This window comes from Pseudoduganella namucuonensis (assembly GCF_900116645.1).
Lineage (GTDB): Bacteria > Pseudomonadota > Gammaproteobacteria > Burkholderiales > Burkholderiaceae_D > Rugamonas > Rugamonas namucuonensis.
Genome location: NZ_FPBO01000002.1, coordinates 414,338 through 433,578, shown reverse-complemented (window position 1 = coordinate 433,578; position 19,241 = coordinate 414,338). Strand labels below are relative to the sequence as shown.

Annotated in this window: 16 protein-coding genes and 2 tRNA genes; 7 read left to right on the top strand and 11 right to left on the bottom strand. The window is 67.7% G+C overall.

The genetic code is table 11. The features are described 5' to 3' along the window. Nucleotides 1–41: 41 nt before the first annotated feature. Genes urtB through urtE form a run of 4 tightly spaced genes read left to right on the top strand, consistent with a single transcriptional unit; the run spans nucleotide 42 to nucleotide 4,295 of the window. Entirely contained in the window at nucleotides 42–1,667 is a 1,626-nt protein-coding gene (urtB, locus tag BM436_RS03865; protein ID WP_093553748.1) for an urea ABC transporter permease subunit UrtB, read from the top strand. Continuing rightward, the gene (urtC, locus tag BM436_RS03860; protein ID WP_093553626.1) at nucleotides 1,664–2,800 is read left to right on the top strand and encodes an urea ABC transporter permease subunit UrtC; all 1,137 of its coding nucleotides are present in this window, start codon (nucleotides 1,664–1,666) and stop codon (nucleotides 2,798–2,800) included. The genes urtB and urtC overlap by 4 nt, the downstream gene beginning before the upstream one ends. Further along, on the top strand, nucleotides 2,797–3,588 hold the full coding sequence (gene urtD, locus BM436_RS03855) for an urea ABC transporter ATP-binding protein UrtD (RefSeq protein WP_093553624.1): 792 nt from the start codon (nucleotides 2,797–2,799) through the stop codon (nucleotides 3,586–3,588). The genes urtC and urtD overlap by 4 nt, the downstream gene beginning before the upstream one ends. Nucleotides 3,589–3,596: 8 nt before the next feature. Beyond that, complete coding sequence (urtE, locus tag BM436_RS03850; RefSeq protein WP_093553622.1) at nucleotides 3,597–4,295, top strand: urea ABC transporter ATP-binding subunit UrtE; 699 nt, start codon at nucleotides 3,597–3,599, stop codon at nucleotides 4,293–4,295. 123 nt (nucleotides 4,296–4,418) lie between these two features. On the opposite strand, the gene BM436_RS03845 is transcribed toward urtE, so the two are convergent. The 5 genes from BM436_RS03845 to BM436_RS03825 form a co-directional block, all read right to left on the bottom strand. After that, on the bottom strand, nucleotides 4,419–5,390 hold the full coding sequence (locus BM436_RS03845; RefSeq protein ID WP_093553620.1) for a response regulator: 972 nt from the start codon (nucleotides 5,388–5,390) through the stop codon (nucleotides 4,419–4,421). Continuing rightward, a complete protein-coding gene (locus BM436_RS03840) occupies nucleotides 5,371–8,799 on the bottom strand; it encodes a hybrid sensor histidine kinase/response regulator (protein WP_229488914.1) in 3,429 nt (1,142 codons plus the stop codon). Before BM436_RS03840 ends, BM436_RS03845 begins: the two co-directional genes overlap by 20 nt. Nucleotides 8,800–8,863: 64 nt before the next feature. Continuing rightward, nucleotides 8,864–9,436: an HD domain-containing protein gene (locus BM436_RS03835; protein ID WP_093553618.1), complete on the bottom strand. Its 573-nt coding sequence runs from the start codon at nucleotides 9,434–9,436 to the stop codon at nucleotides 8,864–8,866. 81 nt (nucleotides 9,437–9,517) lie between these two features. Beyond that, nucleotides 9,518–9,594, bottom strand: a tRNA-Met gene (locus BM436_RS03830). A gap of 99 nt (nucleotides 9,595–9,693) precedes the next feature. Next, nucleotides 9,694–9,770, bottom strand: a tRNA-Met gene (locus BM436_RS03825). Nucleotides 9,771–9,888: 118 nt separating this feature from the next. Between BM436_RS03825 and BM436_RS03820 the strand changes: the two genes are divergently transcribed. Next, a complete protein-coding gene (locus BM436_RS03820; RefSeq protein ID WP_093553616.1) occupies nucleotides 9,889–10,293 on the top strand; it encodes a VOC family protein in 405 nt (134 codons plus the stop codon). A gap of 29 nt (nucleotides 10,294–10,322) precedes the next feature. On the opposite strand, the gene miaA is transcribed toward BM436_RS03820, so the two are convergent. From miaA to BM436_RS03805, 3 genes are read right to left on the bottom strand one after another with little or no spacing between them, the layout of a single operon-like run. Continuing rightward, complete coding sequence (gene miaA, locus BM436_RS03815) at nucleotides 10,323–11,279, bottom strand: tRNA (adenosine(37)-N6)-dimethylallyltransferase MiaA (protein WP_093553614.1); 957 nt, start codon at nucleotides 11,277–11,279, stop codon at nucleotides 10,323–10,325. Between the two features lie 4 nt (nucleotides 11,280–11,283). Then, nucleotides 11,284–13,353 carry a DNA mismatch repair endonuclease MutL gene (gene mutL / locus BM436_RS03810; protein WP_093553612.1) on the bottom strand — a complete coding sequence of 690 codons (2,070 nt, stop codon included), beginning with the start codon at nucleotides 13,351–13,353 and terminating at the stop codon, nucleotides 11,284–11,286. A gap of 7 nt (nucleotides 13,354–13,360) precedes the next feature. Continuing rightward, nucleotides 13,361–14,299, bottom strand: coding sequence for a peptidylprolyl isomerase (locus BM436_RS03805; protein ID WP_093553610.1), 939 nt, complete (start codon nucleotides 14,297–14,299; stop codon nucleotides 13,361–13,363). An 87-nt stretch (nucleotides 14,300–14,386) separates the two neighbouring features. Between BM436_RS03805 and BM436_RS03800 the strand changes: the two genes are divergently transcribed. Both BM436_RS03800 and BM436_RS03795 read left to right on the top strand, forming a co-directional pair. Then, a complete protein-coding gene (locus BM436_RS03800) occupies nucleotides 14,387–15,037 on the top strand; it encodes a VTT domain-containing protein (RefSeq protein WP_093553608.1) in 651 nt (216 codons plus the stop codon). Between the two features lie 133 nt (nucleotides 15,038–15,170). Continuing rightward, nucleotides 15,171–16,217 carry a carbonic anhydrase gene (locus tag BM436_RS03795; RefSeq protein ID WP_093553606.1) on the top strand — a complete coding sequence of 349 codons (1,047 nt, stop codon included), beginning with the start codon at nucleotides 15,171–15,173 and terminating at the stop codon, nucleotides 16,215–16,217. 3 nt (nucleotides 16,218–16,220) lie between these two features. Here the strand turns inward: BM436_RS03795 and BM436_RS03790 are convergent, their stop codons facing one another. From BM436_RS03790 to tsaE, 3 genes are read right to left on the bottom strand one after another with little or no spacing between them, the layout of a single operon-like run. Beyond that, nucleotides 16,221–17,015 (bottom strand): D-hexose-6-phosphate mutarotase, encoded by a 795-nt coding sequence (locus BM436_RS03790; protein WP_093553604.1) that lies wholly within the window; start codon nucleotides 17,013–17,015, stop codon nucleotides 16,221–16,223. 9 nt (nucleotides 17,016–17,024) lie between these two features. After that, nucleotides 17,025–18,752, bottom strand: coding sequence for an N-acetylmuramoyl-L-alanine amidase (locus tag BM436_RS37700; protein WP_229488911.1), 1,728 nt, complete (start codon nucleotides 18,750–18,752; stop codon nucleotides 17,025–17,027). Further along, the gene (gene tsaE / locus BM436_RS03775; RefSeq protein ID WP_093553602.1) at nucleotides 18,716–19,201 is read right to left on the bottom strand and encodes a tRNA (adenosine(37)-N6)-threonylcarbamoyltransferase complex ATPase subunit type 1 TsaE; all 486 of its coding nucleotides are present in this window, start codon (nucleotides 19,199–19,201) and stop codon (nucleotides 18,716–18,718) included. Before tsaE ends, BM436_RS37700 begins: the two co-directional genes overlap by 37 nt. Nucleotides 19,202–19,241: the final 40 nt, after the last annotated feature.

Sequence of the window (19,241 nt, the reverse complement as noted above, 5' to 3'; positions counted from 1 at the left end):
CTCTGGGTTCAAGAAGGTTAGCAACTCACCGAATGCACAACATGGCAACCACCACCCATCGATCCGCGCTTCGCCGCACGCTGTGCGCCGTGGCGCTCAGCTTGCAGGCCCTGGCCGCCCACGCCGCCATCGACCCCGCGCTGCTGGCCCCCCTGGCCGGCGACGATCCCGAGGCCCGCATCGAGGCCGTCGGCAAGATCGCCGTGCTGGCCAACGAGGACGCGCGCAAGGTGCTGCAGGCGCTGAAGGACGACACGCTGTACGCCACGCCCGACGGCGGCATCCTCGTCATCGATGGCGAGCGGGCCTGGAATCCCGCCACCGGCGCCAGCGCCGCCGTGCCCGACGGCGTGGACGGCGTCATGGTCAACAACCGCCTGCGCGGCGCGGTGGACGGCGCGCTGTCCGGTCTCGCGCTGCTGTCGCCGGACCGCGAGCTGCGCCTGGCCGCCGCCCGCCAGCTGCAAAGCGCCGTCATCGATCCCGCCCAGGCCCCGCTGATACGCAAGGCGCTGGAGGCTGAAAAAGACCCGGCCATCAAGCCCGTCCTGCAATTGCTGGTCTCCACCATCGACCTGCACTCGCCCGACGCCGCCGCGCGCAAAGCGGCCGTCGCGGGCCTGGCCGAAACCGGCGGCGCCACGCTGCGCCCCGTGCTGCAAGCCATGCTGGCCAAGGGCGCGGACGGCGCCCACGTCGAGGCCGATCCCGCCGTGCGCGCCGCCGCCGCCGACACGCTGCGCCGGATCGACAGCCGCATCGCCCGCACCGAAATCGTCGGCAACCTGTTTTACGGCGTGTCGCTGGGCAGCGTGCTGCTGCTGGCCGCGCTGGGCCTGGCCATCACCTTCGGCCTGATGGGCATCATCAACATGGCGCACGGCGAACTGCTGATGATAGGCGCCTACACCACCTACCTGGTCCAGTCCCTGTTCCGCCAATACCTGCCCGGCGCGCTGGACTGGTACCTGGCCGCCGCGCTGCCGGCCGCCTTCCTGGTGGCCTTCGCGGTCGGCGTCGCCCTGGAGCGCACCGTCATCCGCTGGCTCTACGGCCGGCCGCTGGAAACGCTGCTGGCCACCTGGGGCATCAGTCTGATGCTGATGCAGCTGGTGCGCACCGTGTTCGGCGCGCAGAACGTGGAGGTCGCCAATCCCGGCTGGATGTCCGGTGGCGTCACGGTGCTGGGATCGTTGGTGCTGTCGTACAACCGCATCGCCATCATCGCGTTCGCCATCGTGGTGGTGTTCGCGGTCTGGCTGATCCTGAACAAGACCCGCCTCGGCCTGTTCGTGCGCGCCGTGATGCAGAACCGCCGCATGGCCGACTGCGTGGGCGTGCCCACCGGCCGCATCGACATGATGACCTTCGGCCTGGGCTCCGGCATCGCGGGCCTGGGCGGCGTCGCCCTGTCCCAGCTGGGCAATGTGGGGCCGGACCTGGGCCAGGCCTACATCGTCGACTCCTTCATGGTGGTGGTGCTGGGCGGCGTCGGCCAGCTGGCCGGCACCGTGATCGCCGCCTTCGGGCTGGGCGAAGTGAACAAATTCCTCGAACCCTGGGCTGGAGCCGTCATGGCCAAGATCTTTATCCTCGTCTTCATCATCATTTTCATCCAGCGCCGGCCGCAGGGCCTGTTCGCGATGAAAGGGAGGAGCGTGGAATGAACGCCGGTCTCTTTTCCCGCCCCGCGTGGATCGCCATCGCCACGGCCGTCGCCGCCGCCGCGCTGCTGCCGCTGCTGAACCTCGTTTTCCCTGACGGCCACGCGCTGCACGTGTCGGCCTACGCCATGGGCCTGGTCGGCAAATTCATGTGCTACGCGCTGGCCGCGCTGGCGCTGGACCTGGTGTGGGGCTACACCGGCATCCTGTCGCTGGGCCACGGCGTGTTCTTCGCGCTGGGCGCCTACGCGCACGGCATGTACCTGATGCGCGCCATCGGCCGCGACGGCGTCTACCAGAGCAATCTGCCGGACTTCATGGTCTTCCTCGACTGGCAGGCCTACCCCTGGTACTGGGCCATGACGGACAACTTCTGGTACTGCATGGCGCTGGTGGTGCTGGTGCCGGGCGTGCTGGCCTTCGTGTTCGGCTACTTCGCCTTCCGCTCGCGCATCAAGGGCGTGTACTTCTCCATCATCACGCAAGCCATGACCTATGCCTTCATGCTGCTGTTCTTCCGCAACGACACCGGCTTCGGCGGCAACAACGGCTTCACGGACTTCAAGCGCATCCTCGGCCACAGCGTGACCGCGCCCGGCACCAAGGCGGTGCTGTACCTGGTGACCCTGGCCTTCCTGCTCGGCGCGCTGCTGCTGTGCCGCTGGATCGTCACCTCCAAGCTGGGGCGCGTGCTGCAGGCGGTGCGCGATTCCGAGTCGCGCCTCATGTTCATCGGCTACAACCCGCTGTGGTTCAAGCTGTTCGTGTGGACGCTGTCCGCCGTGCTGTGCGGGATCGCCGGCGCGCTGTACGTGCCGCAGGTGGGCATCATCAACCCGTCCGAGATGTCGCCCGCGAACTCGATCGAGATGGTGATCTGGGCCGCCGTCGGCGGACGCGGAACCCTGGTCGGCCCCATCATCGGTGCCTTCACCGTCAACGGGCTGAAAAGCTGGTTCACCGCCGCCTTCCCGGACCTGTGGCTGTTCGCGCTGGGCATGCTGTTCATCCTCGTCACGCTGTTCATGCAGAAGGGAATACTGGGATTGCTGGAGAAAGTGAAACGCAAGGCCCCCACGCCCGACCCGGCGCCGCTGGAGTCGGCCGCCGACGCGCCATCCAAGGAGGCCGCATGAATATGAGCACCGGTTCGGTGAAACGCGAGGGCCTGGACACCGCCCACGGCGTCATTCTCTACCTGGAGGACATCACGGTGTCGTTCGACGGCTTCAAGGCGCTGAACAAGCTGAGCCTCGATATCGCGGTCGGCGAGCTGCGCTGCATCATCGGCCCCAATGGCGCGGGCAAGACCACGATGATGGACGTCATCACCGGCAAGACGCGCCCCACCTCCGGCAGCGCCTATTTCGGCCAGACCTACGACCTGGCCGGCATGACGGAATACGACATCGCCCACGCCGGCATCGGCCGCAAGTTCCAGCGTCCCACGGTGTTCGAGCAGCACACGGTGTTCGAGAACCTGGAACTGGCGGCCAAGATGGACAAGCGCGTGCGGCCCACGCTGTTCGCGCGCCTGGACTCCGGGCAGCGCGACAAGATCGCCGAGATCCTGCGCCTGATTCGCCTGAATGGGCAGGAGAACCGGCTGGCCGGGCTGCTGTCGCACGGGCAGAAGCAATGGCTGGAGATCGGCATGCTGCTGATGCAGGAACCGCGCCTGATCCTGCTGGACGAGCCGGTGGCCGGCATGTCCGACGCCGAGACCGCGCGCACCGCCGAACTGCTGAACGAGTTGCGCGGCAAGCATTCGATCATGGTGGTGGAGCACGACATGGGCTTCGTGACCGAGATCGCGCAGCAGGGCCACGTGACGGTGCTGCACGAGGGATCGGTGCTGGCGCAGGGCCGCATGGACCAGGTGCAGGCCGACGAACGGGTGATTGAAGTCTATCTGGGACGCTAGGAAACCATATGCTGCAAGTCGAACACGTGAACCAGTATTACGGCTCGTCGCACACCCTGCGCGGCGTGTCGCTGTCGGTGGACAAGGGCCAGTGCCTGACGCTCCTGGGCCGCAACGGCGTGGGCAAGACCACGCTGCTCAAATGCCTGATGGGCGTGCTGCCGGTGGCGAAGGGGAAGGTCAGTCTGAACGGGCGCGACATCACGAAGCTCAAGCCCAACCAGCGCGCGGCGGCGGGCATCGCCTACGTGCCGCAGGGACGCGAGATCTTCGCGCGGCTGACGGTGGAGGAGAACATGTTGATGGGCATGGCCACCTTGTCGCGCAAGGAGGCGTCCACCATCAGCGGCGAGGTGTACGAGCTGTTCCCGGTGCTGAAGGAGATGCTGGGCCGGCGCGGCGGCGACCTGTCGGGCGGGCAGCAGCAGCAGTTGGCGATCGCGCGCGCGTTGCTGCAGAAGCCGAAGCTGATCATCCTGGACGAGCCGACCGAGGGCATTCAGCCGTCCATCATCAAGGACATCGAGCGCGTGATCCGGCTGCTGCGGGAACGGGGCGACATCGGCATCCTGCTGTGCGAGCAGTACTTCGACTTCGCCCGCGCGCTGGCGGACAAGTTCGTGGTGCTGTCGCGCGGGGAGGTCGTCGCGGCGGGCGGGCCGGAGGAGATGGATGGGGAGCACGTCAAGCGACACCTCGCCGTTTAATGCCCGGCGGAAGCGGCGTCAACCGCACCTTGGGGTCAGACCCTTAACCGGCGTCAACAGTGGCGTTGGGCGGGATGACGGCTGACGCCGCTTCGGGGTCTGACCCCAAAGCGGCGTCAGCAATCAGGCCGCGTCGGTGGCGCCCTCCTGGACCACCGCGCGCACCCTGGTCATCGCCAGCGAGGCGGCGGCGGTGCGCGTTTCCACCCCCAGTTTCACGAACACGTGCTCCAGGTGCTTGTTCACCGTGCGCGGGCTGGTGCCGAGGATGTCGCCGATGTCCCGGTTGGTCTTGCCCTTGATGACCCAGTGCAGCACCTCCGATTCGCGCTGCGTGAGCTTGAACAGCGCCATCAGCGCCTGCACCTGCGCCGTGTCCGACTCCTCCCTCAGCACCACCATCCACTGCTCGCCGCCGCTGACGTCGGCCGCGCTGAAGATCAGCTTCGTGGCGCCCTGGATCACGTTCAGCGGCGGCTGCTCCTGCCCCATGCCGCGCGCCCGCGCGGTGGCCGCCAGCCACGCGACCAGTTCGGCCGGTGTTTCCGACAGGTCGCCCTCGCCGGGCATGGCGAAGTAGTTCCGCATCAGTTGCCGCGCCAGCGGCGTTTGCCATACGATGCGCCCGCTCTGCGGCGCGATGGCCAGCACCGCGTTGCCGAAGGCGTCCAGCGCGCTGCGCGCCTGGTTCATCAGGAGCGCCGTCTGCAGGTGGGAACTGATGCGGGCGATCACCTCGCTTTGCCGCACCGGCTTGGTCACGTAGTCGGTGCCGCCCGCGTTGAAGGCGGCCACCACGTGCTCGGTCTCGGTCAATCCCGTCATGAAGATGACGGGGATATGGCGGGTGGCGATCTGCGCGCGCAACTGGCGGCACACCTCGAAGCCATCCATGCCGGGCATGACGGCGTCCAGCAGGATGATGTCCGGCACCACCTCGCTGGCGCGGGCGATGGCCGCCGGGCCGCTGTTGGCGACCAGCACCGTGAAGCCGGATTCGTCCAGCGCGTCGTGCAGCACCGCGAGGTTCTCGGGCACGTCGTCCACGATCAGCACCAGGTGGCCGGGGCGGTGGTCAAACGGTTTCTGTGTCATCGCGTTCTCCTTGTTCCAATAGTTGCGCCATCGCGTCCAGCTGGAAGCGGGTGGCGTGGGCGCGCATGGCGCCGGTGAATGCCGCGTATTCGGGGCCGAGGGCGGCGATGTCGTCCAGCTGGCGCACGATGCCGCGCACATAGCCCAGCTTGAGCTGCGCGCGCAGCCCCTCCAGCTGGGCGGCGGGCGGGAAGCGCAGCACCGGCGGCGTGACGATCTCGCTGCTGATGCCCTTGCTGCCGGCCTGCGTGATCCATTCCAGCCCCAGGCGCCGGCCTATCCAGTCCAGCAGCTCGGCCACGTTCACGGGCTTGACGAAGAAGTCCTCCGCGCCTATGCCGGCCGGGTTGTCCAGCCCCTTGTCGTAGGCGTTGGCCGAGACGATGGCGATCGGCACGGCGGACTGGTGCACCTTGCGGATGATGTGGCTGGCCTCCCAGCCGTCCATGCCGGGCATGGCCAGGTCCATCAATATCAGGTCCGGGTGGAAGGCGGCGTAGCGGTTCACGCAGTCGTTGCCGGAATCGGCCTGCGCCATGTCGAAGCCCAGCGGCGCCAGGATGTTGACCAGCAGCTCGCGGTCCACCCGCTCGTTGTCCACCACCATGATCCTGCGGCGGCGGCCGGCGTAACCGGTGCGCACCAGCTCCGGCGTCTCGTCCTCCCTGGCCTCGGCGTGCACCCGCGGCAGCAGCAGCTTGATCTGGAATACGCTGCCGGTGCCGGGCGTGCTTTTCAGCGACAGCTCGCCGCCCATCAGCTGCGTCAGCATTTTCGAGATCGGCAGGCCCAGGCCGGTGCCGGGCGCGCCGGCGTTGTCGCTGGCGCTGCCGCGCGAGAAGGGCTCGAAGATCTTCTCCACCTCGTCCGGCAGGATGCCCGGCCCGCTGTCCTCCACTTCGAAGGAGGCCATGTCGCGCGCGTAGCGCAGGCGGAATACGATGCCGCCGCGCTCCGTGAACTTGACGGCGTTGCCGAGGATGTTGATCAGGATCTGCCCCAGGCGCTTGCGGTCCGCCCGCACCACGCGCGGCAGTTCGCCCGTCAGCTCGTAGCGGAAGGCCAGTCCCTTGCTTGCGGCCTGCTGCTCGAACATGCGCACCAGCTGGCCGACGAAGTCCGGGAACTTGACCTCCTTGACGTCGAAACTGAGCTTGCCGCCCTCGATGCGGGCGATGTCCAGGGTGCCCTCGATCAGCGACAGCAGGTGCTCGCCGCTGCCGCGTATCACGCGGATCGCCTGCTGGCGGTGGTCGGGTATGGAGGGATCGTTGTCCAGCAGCTGGGCGTAGCCGAGTATGCTGTTCAGCGGCGTGCGGATCTCGTGGCTGATGCCGGCGATGTAGCGGCTCTTGGCCTGGTTGGCCTGGTCGGCCTGCTTCTTGGCCTGCTGCAGCTGGGCGTCGGTGCGGCTGTGCAGCTCGATCTCGCGCGTCAGCAGGCCGGTCTGGCGGTTCGACTCCTCCTGCGCCACGCGGCGGCTTTCGCTGGTCAGCACCAGCCACCAGGCGACGATGCCGCTGGCCAGCACCAGCGCGCCGAAGGTCTTGATGAAGGCCAGCCGCAGTTGCGGCAGCAGCGTGGAGCCGGCCTCGATCAGTATCTTTTCCTCGTGCACGTAGATCAGGCTGAGCAGGCCGCCCAGGAACAGCAGCGTGACCATCATCAGCAGCAGGTAGTGTCCCAGGCCGCTGGTGATGTAGCGCCACATGGACTTCGGCAGCACCGCCTTCATCGCGCCTTCCCACTGCTCCGAGAAGCGCGCGTGCGGCTTGCAGATGTCGTTGCAGCGCGCGTCCAGGCAGCAGCACAGCGAGCAGATGGGGCCCTGATAGGCGGGGCAGTGCGCCATGTCGTCGGATTCGTATTCCTTCTCGCAGATGCAGCAGGTCTTGCTGTGGGCGGAGGTGGGCTGCGGCTTGCGCGCGATGTAGTACTTGCCCTTGGTGGCCCAGGCGATCAGCGGCGACGCCACGAATGCGGTGCCCAGCGCGATGAAGGCGGAGAAGGCCTGCGCCTGCGCGCCGAACAGCCCCGCGAAGGCCGCCACCGACAGCGCGGACGCCAGCACCATCGCGCCCACGCCCACCGGGTTGATGTCGTACAGGTAGGCGCGGCGGAACTCGATGCCCTTGGGGCTCAGGCCCAGCGGCTTGTTGACCACCAGGTCGGCCACCACCGCCGTGATCCACGAGATGGCGATGTTGGAATACAGGCCCAGCACCTGGTCCAGCGCCTGGAACACGTCCAGCTCCATCAGCAGCACGGCGATCAGTGCGTTGAACACGGCCCACACCACGCGGCCCGGATGGCTGTGGGTGAGCCGCGCGAAGAAGTTGGACCACGCCAGCGAGCCGGCGTAGGCGTTGGTCATGTTGATCTTCACCTGCGAGATGATGACGAACAGCGCCGTCACCAGCACGGCGGCGGTGGGGCTGGCGAACACCTGCTGGAAGCCGGCCAGGTACATCTGGTTGGGGTTGACCGCCTGCGCCAGCGACACGCCGCTGTTGATCGCCAGCAGCGCGAGCAGGGCGCCGCCCAGCATCTTGGCGATGCCCAGCAGGATCCAGCCCGGGCCGGCCACCAGCACGCCCAGGTGCCACTGGAGCGCGTTCTCCTTGGTTTTCTCCGGCATGAAGCGCAGGAAGTCCACCTGTTCGCCGATCTGCGTGATCAGCGCCACGCCGACCGCCGTGGCGGAGCCGAACAGCAGCATGTTGAACTTGCCGTTGCCCTCGGACTGGCCGGCGAAGTTCGCCAGCTGCGTCAGCAATTCGGGCTGCTTGTGGATGATGGCGATGAAGGGCGTGACCAGCAGCAGCAGCCAGACCGGCTGCGTGATCATCTGGATGCGGCTGATCAGGGTGACGCCGTGCGTCACCAGCGGGATCACCACCAGCGCGCTGACCAGGTAGCCGAGATAGAGCGGCAGGTGGAAATAGAGCTCGAGCGCGTAGGCCATGATGGCCGCCTCCAGCGCGAACAGGATGAAGGTGAAGGAGGCGTAGACGAAGGACGAGATGGTGGAGCCGATGTAGCCGAAGCCGGCGCCACGCGTCAGCAGATCCATGTCCAGGCCGTGCTTGGCGGCGTAGTAGCTGATCGGCAGGCCGGTGAGGAAGATGATCAGGCCGACGGCCAGGATGGCCCAGAATGCGTTGATGAAACCGTAGTTGACGGCGATGGTGCCGCCTATCGCCTCCAGCACCAGGAAGGAGATCGCGCCGAAGGCGGTGTTCGAGACGCGGAACACCGACCATTTGCGGAAGGAGCGCGGCGTGTAGCGCAGCGCGTAGTCCTCGATGGTTTCATTGGCGACCCAGGTGTTGTAGTCGCGTCGTATCTTCACGATGCGCTGCGGCGGCTCCGGGTCGGCCATGCCCAGTTTTGGTGCGGACACCGTCATGTTCTTGATCCAATTTGCGTATTGCCGCTTTGGCATGCAAGAACCACGCCGGGCCGGCGGGAGGCTAGGCGCCGGCGGCCCGCGCCCGTGTGGTCGCGTCCACCATCTCCCGCATCGCCGCCAGCAGCGGGTGCCGCGCCGTGTGCTGGGTGCCGTAGCCGAGATTGAAGGCGTAATCGAAATCGGCCGGGTTCATGCCCTGGTTGTGCTGGATCATGGTCTCCAGCTTGTCCAGTCCCTTGACGATGCGCGCCTCGGGCGAGGCGGCCTGGTCGTACTCCTCCCATAGGCCCATGATCTGCTCGCGCAGCCGCGCGGGCAGGGGCGTGGCGAGCGTGCGCAGATCCTCGCGTTCGCGCGCCGACTTGTCCGGCATGCCGGGCGTTTGGGCGATGGCGGGAATGTCGCCGTGGATCGCCTCGCCCAGGTCGTGGATCACGCACATCTTGAGGATGCGGGCGAAGTCCAGGCCGGGCAGCTCGTCCTCCAGCAGCATGGCGAACAGCGCCAGGCGCCAGCTGTGTTCAGCCGTGCTCTCGCGCCGGCCCTCGGAGGTGTGCGCCGTGCGCAGCACGTTTTTCAGCCGCTCCGCCTCCTGCAGGAAGGCGATGCAGCCTTGCAGTTCGGTGTTGTCCATATGGCTCTTTCCACGGAAAGCGTCATGCTAAAACAAAAATGGCCTGTTCCGTCGCCGGATCAGGCCATCTTCGATGAATCTTGGTGGTGATAGGTGGACTTGAACCACCGACCCTAGCATTATGAATGCTATGCTCTAACCAACTGAGCTATATCACCAGAGCCACATAGTATGACGCGCCTCGAAAAGCTTGTCAACCACGAGAAACCGATTGAAAAACCCGCGCATCTGGAAGGATGGCGCGGGTTTGGAATTCCTGGTGGTGATAGGTGGACTTGAACCACCGACCCTAGCATTATGAATGCTATGCTCTAACCAACTGAGCTATATCACCGCAACGGGCAGAATTATCGCGGGTGGACGGGGAGGCTGTCAAGGAAGGAGCCGCGGTTTTTTTGAAAATCCCATGCTATCCTCGCTGTTCGTGTATTTTCGATAACAGGAGGCGGTGCATGGCTACCAACATTTTCGTCAATCTGCCGGTCAGGGACCTGCCCAGGTCGGTCGCGTTTTTCACCAGGCTGGGCTACACCTTCAACCAGCAATTCACCGATGAGACGGCCACCTGCATGATCATTTCGGACACGATCTACGCGATGCTGCTCACGCACGACAAGTTCAAGAGCTTCATCAGCACGGAGATCTGCGACGCCACCAGGAGCACGGAAGTGCTGCTGTGCCTGTCCGCCGAGAGCCGCGACGCGGTCGACGCGCTGGTGAACACGGCGGTCGAGGCGGGCGCGAAGGAGCCGCGTCCGCCGCAGGATTACGGCTTCATGTATGGCCGCGCCTACCAGGACCTGGATGGGCACATCTGGGAAATCATGTGGATGGACCCGAGTAATGTCCAGTCCTGATCCGGCTGGGAGCGTTCCGCTACCCCGCCCTACGGCCGGCGATCCTTGATCTGATCCAGCATCGCGCCGGCGGCGCCGGGCCGCAGGCAGTCGATGACCACGCGCTCCGGCATGGAGCGTAGCCAGGTCAGCTGTCGCTTGGCCAGCTGGCGCGTGGCGATGATGCCGGTCTCGCGCATCGTTTTGTAATCGATGGCGCCGTCCAGGTATTCCCAGGCTTGGCGGTAGCCCACGCAGCGCATGGACGGCAGGCCGGGATGCAGGTCGCCGCGGCGGCGCAGCACCTTCACCTCGTCGATCAGGTTGCCGTCCTCCGTCTCCTCCAGCATCAGGTCGAAGCGGCGCGCGATGCGCTCGTGCAGCACGGCGCGGTCGGACGGCTCCAGCGCGAACGGCAGCAGCTCGAACGGCAGCTCCTCCCTCTCGCGCAGCGCCAGCAGCTCGGACATGGGCTTGCCGCTCAGCGCGATGATCTCCAGCGCGCGCTGGATGCGCTGGGCGTCGTTCGGCGCCAGGCGCGCGGCCGTCGGCGGGTCCAGCCGCGCCAGGCGCGCGTGCAGCGCGGGCCAGCCGTCGCGCGCGGCCTCCGCCTCCAGCTCGGCGCGCAGCGCGGGATCGGCCCCCGGCAGGTCGTCCAGGCCGTCGTTCAAGCCTTTGAAGTACAGCATGGTGCCACCCACCAGCAGCGGCAGCCTGCCGCGCGCGACGATCTCGTCCACCAGGCGCAGCGTGTCGGTGCGGAACTGCGCCACCGAATACGAATCCAGCGGGTCGAGGATGTCGATCAGGTGGTGCGGCGCGGCGGCGCGCTCCTCGCGCGTGGGCTTGGCGGTGCCGATGTCCATGCCGCGATACACCAGTGCCGAATCGACCGAGATGATCTCGGACGGGACGCGCTCGGCGATGGCCAGCGCGGCGGCGGTCTTGCCGGACGCGGTCGGCCCCATGATGGCGACCGCCAGCGGCCGTTTTGCTTGTTCAGTCATATGCTTATTGGCCGCGCAGGAACAGCTTGTCCAGCGCGTTGATTTCCACCTGCACCCAGGTCGGGCGGCCGTGGTTGCACTGGTCGGCGCGTTCGGTGCTTTCCATCTGGCGCAGCAGCGCGTTCATTTCCTGCACCGACAGGATGCGGTTGGCGCGCACGGCGGTGTGGCAGGCGAGGGTGCCCAGCAGTTCGTTGCGGCGCTCGATCAGCACGCGCGAGCCGCCGAATTCGCGTACGTCGCGCAGCACGTCGCGCGCCAGCGTCTGCGCGTCCGCGTTCTTCAGCAGCGCGGGCACGGTGCGCACCGCCAAGGTGGTGGGCGACAGCGCGGCGATGTCGAAGCCCAGCGTCTGCAGCGTTTCCTGGTGCTCCTGCACGGTGCCCACTTCGACCGGGTCGGCGTAGAAGGTCACGGGGATCAGCAATTGCTGCACCTGCATGTCCTGGCCGGACACTTGCGCGTCCAGCGCGTTCTTCAGCTGCTCGTACAGGATGCGCTCGTGCGCGGCGTGCATGTCCACCAGCACCAGGCCCTTCTTGTTCTGGGCCAGGATGTAGATGCCGTGCAGCTGGGCCAGCGCGAAGCCGAGCGGGAACTCGTCCTGCGACATGGCGGCCGAGGAGGCGATGTAGGGCGCGGGCTGCGGCATCGCGTAGCCGGGGCGCACGGATTGCGCGGCGCCGTATGCGCCATTCGCCGCGCCGTCGGCGCCCAGGCTGGCGCCGGGCGCGAAGTCGGGGCCGGCGCCGGCTTGGGCGCCGGCGCCATACCCGGAACCGGAGCCGTCGCCCGCGCCGCCGGCATATCCCGGACCGCCCGCGGCAGGGCGATCGCCATCGCGGAACAGCGCGCCGTAGTTCGCCATGCTCTGCGCGACGCCGGGCGTGTCGCCGAACTGGCGCTGCGGCTGGCCGAAAGGCGAGGCCGAGAAGGTCGGCTGGTAGTCGGGATTGAGTATCGATCCGAACGAGGTCTGCTCGTGCGGACGCAGCACCGGCGTCGCGGCGTCCAGCCCGGAGGCGGCGGGCAGCGGCGAGGGCACGCTGCCGTGCGAGGTGGCGGAGGTTTGCGCCAGCGCGCGCTGCACCGCGTGGAACACGCACTGGTGCACGGCGCGGCCGTCGCGGAAGCGCACTTCGATTTTCGACGGGTGCACGTTCACGTCCACCAGCGCCGGATCGAGGTCCAGCGACAGCACATAGGACGGGAAGCGGTCGCCGTGCAGCACGTCCTCGTAGGCCGCGCGCACCGCGTGCATCAGCACCTTGTCGCGCACGAAGCGGCCGTTCACGTAGAAGAACTGGCCGTCCGCGCGCGCCTTGGACGCGGTGGGCAGGCCGATGTAGCCGTGCAGGCGCAGCGGGCCGATGGTCTCGTCCACCTGCAGGCGGGCGGTGGCGAAGTTCTCGCCCAGGATCTGCGAGCTGCGCTTGGCGATCTCGCTGACCATCCAGTGGTCCACCGTGCGGCCGTTGTGCGACAGCGAGAACGCCACGTCCGGCCGCGCCAGGGCGATGCGGCGCACCACCTCGGCGCAGTGGCCGAATTCGGTCTGCTCGGATTTCAGGAACTTGCGGCGCGCCGGCGTGTTGAAGTACAGGTCGCGCACGTCGATGGTGGTGCCGTGCGCGCCGGACGACGGCGTCACGGTGCCCAGGTGCGAGCCGCTGATTTCCCAGGCGTGGGCCGCGTCGGCCGTGCGCGAGGTCAGCGTGACGGCGGCGACGGAGGCGATGGAGGCCAGCGCCTCGCCGCGAAAGCCCAGCGTGCCCACGTGTTCCAGGTCGTCCAGCGAGGCGATCTTGGAGGTGGCGTGCCGCGCCAGCGCCAGCGGCAGCTGTTCCGGGGCGATGCCGCGGCCGTTGTCGGTGATGGCGATGCGTTTCACGCCGCCTTCCTCCAGGCGCACGGTGATGACGCTGGAGCCGGCGTCCAGCGCGTTCTCCAGCAGTTCCTTGACGACGGCGGACGGCCGCTCGACGACTTCGCCGGCGGCGATCTGGGAAATGAGCTGGTCGGGCAGGGCCTGGATGGGGCGGTGCTGGGTGGCGGCGTGGGCGGGGGCGTTCATCCCGCCATTATAAAGCAGCGCCGTCCGGTTTTTGCTCGCGGACCGGGATGGTCACGTTGCACAGCTCCACGTATCCGGCCGCCACCTTGTTCCACGGCCCGCCCCGGTTGCGCTGCGCCTCGGCCACGGCCTTGAAGCTGGCCGAGTCGGTGCGCATCACCTCCAGCCGGCTGCGCTCGGCCTCCGGCACGTCGGCCGCCAGCCGCACGCTTTTGATCGGCACGTGCATCTCCGGCTTCTCGTAGAAGCCCAGCGGGCCGGTGCCGCGCGGCAGCGTGCTCAGCAGCGGCATGCCGGACACCACCCGTCCCACCACCGTGATGTTGCGGTCCAGGTGGCGCGGCGCGTGGCCGGTCACCGCGTACAGCGAACCGCCGTTGCCGCTGTCCAGCGCCACGTCGCGCCCCACGCCCACCATGCCGTAGCAGTGCGCCAGCCAGGTGCGCCTGGTCTTGGGATCGCGCCCGGCCGGGAAGCCGTTGGAGTGGCCGACCTGCGGCGCGTAGCCGTCGCGGTCCGGCAGCGGGGTGAAATGCCTGTCGTTGGCCATGGGCACGGTGAACTCGGCGTCCAGTCTGGCCTTGGCGGTCTTGAACGGTTTCGGGTTCTTCTCGTCCGGATCGCCCCACTGCGCCACATAGTTGTCGTGCGAGCGCAGCACCACCAGGCCGTCGAAATACCGCTCCCGCACCAGCGCGCGGATGTTGGCCGCGTGCCGCGGCGCGAAGTCGGGCGCCAGTTCGATGACCACCCGCCCGGCGGGCAATTCCATGTACAGCGTGTGCTCCGGATCCAGCGTCCGCCACTCGGCGGGCAGGGAGGCTTTGACGACGTCGCCGGCGGTCGGTTTGACCGGCAGTTCCCGCTCGGCCGCAAGGGCGGTCGCGCCGGTGAGCGCGAGCGCCGCCGCCAGCGCCGGGGGTATCACTTTAGTGAGCGCGTGCATGCGTTATCTCCAAATTGTTGTGCGCAGGAATTGTAAACTTAGGGCTCAGGCGGTGGTATGATTCCGGCGCTACCTTTTGGGATTTTTATGGATTTCGTGCAATTACTGGACATGCTGGTGCATGTCGACAAAACGCTGGACCTGTTGATTGCCCAGTACGGCACTCTGATCTACCTGGTACTGTTTGCCATCATCTTCAGCGAGACCGGCGTGGTGGTGCTGTTCTTCTTCCCGGGCGACACGCTGCTGTTCATCGCCGGCGCCTTGTGCGCGACCGGCCAGTTGAACCTCCCCGTCCTGATGGCCCTGCTGGTCACCGCGGCCGTGCTGGGCAACACCACCAATTACTGGATAGGCGAGGCCATCGGCCAGCGCGTGTTCACGCAGGAATACCGCTGGCTCAACAAGGACGCGCTGCACCGCACGCACGTGTTCTTTGAGAAACATGGTGGAAAAACCATCATCCTGGCCCGCTTCATTCCGGTGGTGCGCACCTTCGCCCCCTTCGTGGCGGGCGTGTCCGACATGACCTTTAGCCGCTTCCAGATGTACAACGTGACCGGCGCCCTGCTGTGGGTGGTGTCGCTGACCGTGGCCGGCTACATCTTCGGCAACGCGCCGTGGGTGCGCGACCACCTGACCACCATCGTCATGGTCGGCGTGGCCGTCGCCCTTGGGCCGCTGGCGCTGGGCGGCATGTGGAAACTGGGCCGCCGGATGATGCGTCCCAAGGCTTGACGCGAGGTGGGGCGGCGCGGCCGGGCGCAGAGCCGGGCCGCTGTTTGCTTGGGGACAGCTCAAGTTTTCCCTCTGTGCAACCGTTAAACCAGGTATGCGTCCCTCATCCCACTCGCCGTATACCCGGATTCCCATGCGTAACCTGATCGCCCTGTCCGTTTGCTGCCTCGCGCTTGGCGCGGCAAGCGCCGCCGATCCGCCGGCCGCCAAGGCGGCCCCGAAGCCGATCGAAAACATCACCCCCGCCAATCCGTCCCGCGCCGCGAACCTGAACGGCAGCGGGCTGTCCAAGCTGCCTCCCGCCGGCCGGCCGACCGCCGCCACCCGCATGTCCGAACGCGAGCGCGAGGAGCAGGCCGAGGCCGAGCTGTCGGCCAAGATCGCCGAGCGGCTGGCCGCCATGCGCGCCAACCAGGCCGCCCGCGCGGCCGCCGCCGCCAAGGCCAGGAAGGACGCCGCCGCCAAGGCCGCCGCCGTCGCGGCCCTGCCGCCGCCGCGCGCCAGGGGCACGCACTGGAGCTACGAGGGCGAGCTGGGGCCGGCGCACTGGAGCAAGATCAACGACGACTGGGCCAAGTGCGGCACCGGCAACCGCCAGTCCCCGATCGACATCCGCGACGGCATGAAGGTGGACCTGGAGCAGGTCGCCTTCGACTACAAGCCCTCCTCCTTCAACGTGCAGGACAACGGCCACACCGTGCAGGTGACCATGGGCGGCGGCAACTTCATCACCGTCGGCAACCGCATGTACGAGCTGGTGCAATTCCACTTCCATCGTCCGTCGGAGGAGCGCATCAACGGCAAGGGCTACGAGATGGTGATGCACCTGGTGCACAAGGATGGCGAGGGCCGCCTGGCAGTGCTGGCGCTGCTGATGGAGCGCGGCAAGCCGCAGCCGGTGGTGCAGACGGTGTGGAACAACCTGCCGCTGGAGAAGGGCGACGTGATGGCGCCGTCCATCGTGCTCGATCCGAACGAGTTGCTGCCGCAGAAGCGCGACTACTACACCTATATGGGGTCGCTGACGACGCCGCCGTGCAGCGAGAACGTGCTGTGGCTGGTGATGAAGGAGCCGATCCAGGCCTCGCCGGCGCAGATGGCGCTGTTCAGCCGCCTGTACCCGCTCAACGCGCGTCCGATCCAGCCGGCGTCGGGGCGCATGATCAAGGAATCGATGTAGGCTTCACGTCACGACCGTGATGCTGTGCCGCCCGGCCCACTCGGCGCCGGCGGCCAGCGGCCGCTTGTCCACCCGCGCCGGTTCGACGCAGACGAAGTCGTGGAACTCGTGGTCGGCCATGTCGCCGAGCGCGGCCGCGCCCTGTTCGCCCGGATTCCACACCACCCATTCGCTGAAGCCGCGCTGTTCCAGGCGCAGGCGCGTGTCCGCCGTGTGCAGCTCCAGCCGCTCGGGCGCGGGGTAGATGTTGTCCAGCGCCGGGCCGAAGGCGATGTCGCCCTGCGCCAGGCCGCGCAGCGAGGTCCGGTTGAACTCCCCCACCGCGTAATAGGTGTGCAGCGCGCAGGCGAAGTCGAAATCCGCCGCGCCGCTGTTGGCCACGTTGAAATCCATGTGCAGCGTGTCGCCGTCCAGCGTGAAGCGCAGGCGCAGCGCGAAGGCGTGCGGCCAGCCCTCGGCCAGCCTGGCCGGCACGTCGTCCTGGGTCAGCTCGAACTCGGCCGAGGCCATGTTGCCCTGGTCCCCGGTCGCGCCCAGGCGCCAGGTCGACAGGCGCGCCACGCCGTGGCGCTGGCCGTCGCCGCGGGTGGAGAACTGCGGGAAAATCACCGGCACGCCGCCGCGGATGGCCGCGCCGCCGTCCATGGGCGAGCGCTCGCTGAGGAACAGGCGCTCCTTGCCGTCGGCCGTCTTCCACGACAGCAGGTGGGCGCCGTACAGCGCGACGATGGCTTGCGCGCCGTCGGGCGCGGTGATGCTGACGGCCGGCAGTTGGCCGAATGTCACCTGGCTGATCATGTGTGATCCTTACGTGGTTGGGCGGCCCTTGGCGAGCGGCGGGTTTTTTGCGAAGTAGTGGCGGATGCCGTTCATCACGGCGTCGGCCAGCTTGTCCTGGTAGTCGTTGTCCTTGAGCTTGGCCTCCTCCTCCGGGTTGGAGATGAAGGCGGTCTCGATCAGGATGGAGGGGATGTCCGGCGCTTTCAGCACCGCGAAGCCGGCCTGTTCGACCGAGCCCTTGTGCAGGCGGTTGATGCCGCCGATCTCGCCCAGCACGGCCTTGCCCAGCTTCAGGCTGTCGTTGATCTGCGCCGTGGTGGAGAGATCGAACAGCACGCTGGCGAGTTGCTTGTCGTGGCTTTGCACGTTCACGCCGCCGATGTTGTCGGCCTCGTTTTCCTTGTTGGCCAGCCAGCGCGCGGCGGTGGAGCTGGCGCCCTTCTCGGACAGCACGAACACCGACGAGCCGCGCGCGCTGGGCTGCACGAAGGCGTCGGCGTGGATGGAGACGAACAGGTCGGCCTGCACCTTGCGCGCCTTTTCCACGCGGGTGCCGAGCGGGACGAAGTAGTCGCCGTCGCGCGTGAGCATCACGCGCATGTTGGGGTGTTGCTCGATCTTGGCCTTGAGGCGCTTGGCGATGGCCAGCACGATGTCCTTCTCGCGCGTGCCGCTGGCGCCCACGGCGCCGGGGTCCTCGCCGCCATGGCCGGGGTCGAGCGCGATGGTGACCATGCGCAGCACCTTTTGGCCGGGGGCCGGTTTTGCATCGGGGCGGGTGCTTGCGGGTTTGCCGGCCGGGGCGTCCCTGCCGGCGTTGGCCTCGGCCTTGGCGATCGCCTGCGCTTGCGCGGCCTGGGTGGCCAGCGTGGCCTGCACGCCCGAGCCGGGCGCCGCGACGGCGGGGGCGGGCGGAGTGGCGGCGATCGCGGCGCCGGCCGTGTGGGGCGCGCCGGCGGCGGCGGCGGTCGCGGCCGCGTTGCCGGCGAGGCCACCGGCCGTGTTGCCCGCGGCTTGACCCGCCGCGTTGCCGGCGCCGTGACCCGTGGCGTTGCCAGCGGCGTTGCCTGCGGCATGATTGGCCGCGTTCCCCGCTGCGTTGCCGGCCATCGCCGAGGCGGCGTTCGGCGCCGGCGAGCCGGCCGGCGTGGCCGGACCGGCGCCCTGCGGCGCCATGCCAGCCGCGGGCGGCGTCGCGCCCGGATTGGCGGGCGTGGCTGTCGAGGAGGGCGGGGAGGGCGCGTTGGTCCATTCGCCCTTCTCGATCAGCGCGGCCAGCGGATCGGCCGCTTTCACCGGATACAGGTCGAAGATCAGGCGGTGCTTGTACTGGCCGGCCGGCGCCAGGGTGAACACCTGCGGCTGCACCTCCTCCTTCAGGTCGAACACCAGCCGCACCACGTTGGGCCGGTTCTGGCCCACGCGCACCTGCTTGATGTAGGGGTCGTTGGACTGGATCTTGGCCACCAGGCTTTTCAGCGTGGGGTTCAGCTCCAGGCCCTCGATATCGACCACCAGCCGTTCCGGGTCCTTGACCAGGAAGTGGGTGGTCTTGAGGTTGGTGTCGTTTTCCAGCGTGACGCGGGTGTAGTCCTCGGCCGGCCACACGCGCACGGCCAGGATCTGCGCCGCCGCCGCGCGCAGCGGCGAGAACACGGACAGCAGCAGCGCGCCGCCTGCCTTGAGGACGGTGCGGCGCGAACGGGCTTTGGGCTGGTTCAGAGGTTGGGTGCGAATTTGAGGCGTTGCAGGCATGACAGACCTAAGGCGGAGGACGCCTGCAATTCTACATCACGTCCCTCCCCGGCCACCGACAGGAATACATGCAGGTCCGGCGGCGGCAGCACCGGGTCGGCCTTTTCCGGCCATTCCACGATGCAGACGTTGTCGCCGTTGAAGTCCTCGCGGAAGCCCGCGTCCAGGAATTCCTCGGGGCTGCCCATGCGGTACAGGTCGAAGTGGATCACGTTCACGTCGCGCCCGTCCATCTTCACGCTGTACGGTTCGGACAGCGTGTAGGTGGGGCTTTTCACGTTGCCGGTGTGGCCGGCCGCGTGCAGCAGCGCGCGGGTGAGGGCGGTTTTGCCCGCGCCCAGGTCGCCATGCAGGTAGATCGCCATGCCGGGGGCGATGGCGCGCGACAGGGCCGCGCCCAGGGCGGCGGTGCCGGCTTCGTCATGGAGGTGGGATTTAAAGTGCTGCATCGAATAAAATGTGGAATGAATGTTGCATTGTAAAGCCTGA

What these genes read in the sequence shown, in the direction of transcription:
- tsaE (WP_093553602.1), bottom strand. Translation starts at nt 19,201, where the DNA reads ATGCAGCACTTTAAATCCCACCTCCATGACGAAGCCGGCACCGCCGCC.
- urtD (WP_093553624.1), top strand. Translation starts at nt 2,797, where the DNA reads ATGAATATGAGCACCGGTTCGGTGAAACGCGAGGGCCTGGACACCGCC.
- miaA (WP_093553614.1), bottom strand. Translation starts at nt 11,279, where the DNA reads ATGACTGAACAAGCAAAACGGCCGCTGGCGGTCGCCATCATGGGGCCG.
- BM436_RS03845 (WP_093553620.1), bottom strand. Translation starts at nt 5,390, where the DNA reads ATGACACAGAAACCGTTTGACCACCGCCCCGGCCACCTGGTGCTGATC.
- urtE (WP_093553622.1), top strand. Translation starts at nt 3,597, where the DNA reads ATGCTGCAAGTCGAACACGTGAACCAGTATTACGGCTCGTCGCACACC.
- BM436_RS37700 (WP_229488911.1), bottom strand. Translation starts at nt 18,752, where the DNA reads ATGCCTGCAACGCCTCAAATTCGCACCCAACCTCTGAACCAGCCCAAA.
- BM436_RS03835 (WP_093553618.1), bottom strand. Translation starts at nt 9,436, where the DNA reads ATGGACAACACCGAACTGCAAGGCTGCATCGCCTTCCTGCAGGAGGCG.
- BM436_RS03800 (WP_093553608.1), top strand. Translation starts at nt 14,387, where the DNA reads ATGGATTTCGTGCAATTACTGGACATGCTGGTGCATGTCGACAAAACG.
- BM436_RS03805 (WP_093553610.1), bottom strand. Translation starts at nt 14,299, where the DNA reads ATGCACGCGCTCACTAAAGTGATACCCCCGGCGCTGGCGGCGGCGCTC.
- BM436_RS03820 (WP_093553616.1), top strand. Translation starts at nt 9,889, where the DNA reads ATGGCTACCAACATTTTCGTCAATCTGCCGGTCAGGGACCTGCCCAGG.
- BM436_RS03795 (WP_093553606.1), top strand. Translation starts at nt 15,171, where the DNA reads ATGCGTAACCTGATCGCCCTGTCCGTTTGCTGCCTCGCGCTTGGCGCG.
- mutL (WP_093553612.1), bottom strand. Translation starts at nt 13,353, where the DNA reads ATGAACGCCCCCGCCCACGCCGCCACCCAGCACCGCCCCATCCAGGCC.
- BM436_RS03790 (WP_093553604.1), bottom strand. Translation starts at nt 17,015, where the DNA reads ATGATCAGCCAGGTGACATTCGGCCAACTGCCGGCCGTCAGCATCACC.
- BM436_RS03840 (WP_229488914.1), bottom strand. Translation starts at nt 8,799, where the DNA reads ATGACGGTGTCCGCACCAAAACTGGGCATGGCCGACCCGGAGCCGCCG.
- urtC (WP_093553626.1), top strand. Translation starts at nt 1,664, where the DNA reads ATGAACGCCGGTCTCTTTTCCCGCCCCGCGTGGATCGCCATCGCCACG.
- urtB (WP_093553748.1), top strand. Translation starts at nt 42, where the DNA reads ATGGCAACCACCACCCATCGATCCGCGCTTCGCCGCACGCTGTGCGCC.